Source organism: Candidatus Nitrosotalea sp. FS, assembly GCF_011319475.1.
GTDB lineage: Archaea > Thermoproteota > Nitrososphaeria > Nitrososphaerales > Nitrosopumilaceae > Nitrosotalea.
The window spans coordinates 6,094-8,205 of the sequence record NZ_RCMC01000285.1; the positions used below are offsets into that span (position 1 = coordinate 6,094).

2 protein-coding genes and 2 pseudogenes are annotated in these 2,112 nt (G+C 39.6%); all 4 read right to left on the minus strand.

All coding sequences use genetic code 11. The annotated features are described in order from the left end of the window. Positions 1–248 (minus strand): GIY-YIG nuclease family protein (locus tag DYY66_RS15060; RefSeq protein ID WP_255496454.1); only part of this gene is annotated, 248 nt, incomplete at its 3' end. Further along, positions 238–977, minus strand: a 740-nt coding sequence (locus DYY66_RS15065) for an ATP-binding cassette domain-containing protein (RefSeq protein WP_255496455.1), incomplete at its 5' end; no start/stop codon positions are given. The genes DYY66_RS15060 and DYY66_RS15065, both read right to left, overlap by 11 nt. A gap of 3 nt (positions 978–980) precedes the next feature. Continuing rightward, positions 981–1,352, minus strand: a pseudogene (locus DYY66_RS15070) (excinuclease ABC subunit UvrA); the annotation flags it as partial. 1 nt (position 1,353) lies between these two features. Further along, a pseudogene (locus DYY66_RS15075) lies at positions 1,354–2,112 on the minus strand (excinuclease ABC subunit UvrA); the annotation flags it as partial.

Sequence of the window (2,112 nt, forward strand, 5' to 3'; positions counted from 1 at the left end):
TATCGCTTGATCATGTTTGCCTCTAACAAAAAAGCCTCCTCTTCATTGTCTGTTAAAACAAACTCAATGTCTGCAATTTTTTCTACTAGTTTTTGGGTCTTGTAGTTTTGGTTTTTTAAAAAATATGACTTGACACGATTTTTTAGATTCTTTGCCTTGCCTATGTACAAAATTTTCTCAGTAGTATCTTTCATGATGTAGATGCCTGGATGTGATGGGATTGCAACCTTTGTTATGTCAAGAACCATTTTTCAAAATTCGTTTTAGGTATTGACCTGTGTAACTTTTTGGGTTTTGTGCAACTTGTTCTGGAGTTCCAGATGCAACAACTGTTCCACCGCCATCTCCTCCCTCTGGACCCAAATCAATTATCCAATCAGAATTTTTTATAACATCCATGTTATGCTCTATGATGATTATGGTATTTCCAAGACTAACAAGTCTGTTTAACACTTCAAGCAATTTCTGTACATCTGCAAAGTGCAGTCCTGTTGTTGGCTCATCAAGTATGTAGACTGTTCTACCTGTATCACGTTTTGACAACTCTGCTGCAAGTTTCACACGTTGAGCCTCTCCGCCTGATAATGTTGTAGCGGCTTGGCCAAGCTTGATGTATCCTAATCCTACGTCTGACACTGTTTGTAACTTTCTCTGGATTGAAGGAATGTTTGCAAAAAACTCTAACGCTTCTTCAACTGTCATTGCAAGAATGTCTGATATGTTCTTGTCTTTGTAGTGGACTGATAATGTCTCTGAACTGTATCGCTTGCCCTTGCATTCGTCACACACTACATACACGTCCGAGAGAAACTGCATCTCTATCTTTTTGACTCCGTCTCCCTCACAAGCAAAGCACCTTCCGTCTGCAACGTTAAACGAGAACTGTCCTGGGGCATACCCGCGTTCCTTTGATAACTCTGTTCCTGCATACAGATCTCTAATTGGCGTAAATGCGCCAATGTATGTGGCAGGATTTGNNNGATTTGACCGTGGGGTGCGCCCTATCGGGGATTGGTCTATTCCTATGACCTTGTCAATCTCGACCATTCCTGTGATGCTTTTGTGTTTTCCTGGTCTATCTATTGAGCCATAGATCTCTGCTGCAAGTGCCTTGTACAAAATGTCATTTACAAGTGTGGATTTTCCAGAGCCTGATACTCCGGTTACTGTGACCATCATTCCAAGTGGAAACTCGACATCGATATTTTTGAGATTGTTTTCTGATGCACCCTTGAGAATTAATTTGCCTTTTTGTTGGTGTTTTTCTTTGTCAAGTTTTATTGCGTCATGATTTTTGAGATATCTTCCAGTTATCGATTTTTCACTTTTTAGAATTTCATTTATTGTTCCTTNCTTTTCGCTTTTTAGAATTTCATTTATCGTTCCTTCAAAAACTACATTTCCTCCATGGACTCCAGCATCTGGACCAAGATCAATTATCCAGTCGGAGTTTCGCATGACTTCTTCATCATGCTCTACAACAAGTATTGTATTTCCCAAATCGCGAAGCTTTGTCAGTGTCTTGATGAGTTTTGCATTGTCTCGTTGGTGCAAACCAATTGTTGGCTCGTCAAGAACATAGAGTACACCTGTGAGGTTTGATCCTATCTGCGTTGCAAGTCTGATTCGTTGTGCTTCTCCTCCTGATAACGTGGAGCTAACCCGATTAAGTGTAAGGTAATTCAGTCCTACGTTTCTTAAAAATTCAAGTCTTGATAATACTTCTTTTAGAATTGATTTTGCAATATATTTTTCTGTCTCGCTTAGTTGCAAATTCTTGAAAAACTCATAACACGAGTCAATTGATAAATCACATACATCCATTATTGAAAGTGAGTTAATTGAAACTGCTAGTGCCTCATCTTTGAGCCTTCTGCCATTACATGTGTTACATGGCGTCTCTCTCATGAACTTGCTGAGTTCTTCTCTTTTTGACTCTGAATCAGTCTCTGCAAAATTTTTCTGTAGGCTTGGTATTACCCCGTGAAAGTTATTGGTATACTCCCACCTGGAGTCTGTTGACTGGGACTCGTACGAGAACTTGACTGCTTCTTCACTTCCATATAGTATGACTTGGAGTTGTTTTGAGCTCATCTTGTTTATGGGGGTCAT